At 57.1% G+C, this 1,034-nt stretch carries 1 protein-coding gene; it reads left to right on the forward strand.

Translation table 11 applies throughout. The features are described 5' to 3' along the window. Window positions 1-1,034: Hpt domain-containing protein (locus tag IQ273_RS33410; RefSeq protein WP_194027356.1), on the forward strand; the 1,034-nt coding region annotated here is incomplete at both ends.

The following is a 1,034-nucleotide window of genomic DNA, read 5'->3' on the forward strand; positions in this document are numbered from 1 at the left end:
GGCCTACCAATTCTTCTTAGAAGAGGCCCCGGAGCTGCTACAAACCATCGAGTCAGGGCTGCTCACCCTGGGGCAGAAGAGAGACACCGCTGAGATTCACCAGATTATGCGGGCGGCCCACTCGCTCAAAGGTGGAGCAGCCAGCGTTGGCCTGGAGCCAATTAAGGCGATCGCCCACCGGCTCGAAGCCCTGTTCAAAGCGCTCTACAGTGAAGCGGTCGTAGTCAACAGCGAGCTAGAAAGTCAGTTGTTGCAGGCCTTTGACTGCCTGCGCCTTCCCCTAACCCAGCAGATGACCGAAGGGAAGTTTGATGGCAACCAGGCTTTAGCCCAGGCAGAACCCGTTTTACACCAACTAGAGCAACATTTGGCTAGCGCCATCGCCGAAACCGAGAATTTCATCCCCAGCTCCTCAGATCTGGGGTTTGACATGGCCACGTCTATTTTTGAAGTGGATGTCCAGCAGGGGCTAGACCACCTAGCCCAGGTGCTGGAGAATCCCCAGACCCACGAACTTGCCGGAGAGTTGCGAGCCCAGGCCGAAATATTCTTAGGCTTTGCCGAACTGCTCGATCTATCGGGGTTTGCCCAGATTGCCGAGACGGCTCTACAAGCGCTGGCGGCTAACCCAGACCAAGCGGTGGAAATTACTCGGCTAGCGATCGCAGATTTTCGCCAGGGCCGAGCCGCCGTTTTAACGACCAAATCCACCACCGGGGGTTCTCCCTCAGCAGCCCTACAAGCCCTGGCAACAGCCCCCGCAACATCCCTAGAATTAACCTCAGAATCGCCTCTAGCGCCAGATTTAGACCTGCCCTTAGAGCCCGCCGCAGAGCAGTTTTTAGCCTCGGTTTTTGGCGACAACGATTTGACCGACACAACCTGGGATGAAGCACTGCCCTCAGAAGCTGATGCCCTGGCCTGGCTAACCGAGACCCAGCCCCCTGCAACGACCAGTTTGGCCATACCGTCAGACTCCCCATATCTCATCAGCCCATCCATCACTGACGTTTTCGCCCCCAACCCCTCGATAC

This window comes from Nodosilinea sp. LEGE 07298 (assembly GCF_015207265.1).
Taxonomy (GTDB): Bacteria; Cyanobacteriota; Cyanobacteriia; order Phormidesmidales; family Phormidesmidaceae; genus Nodosilinea.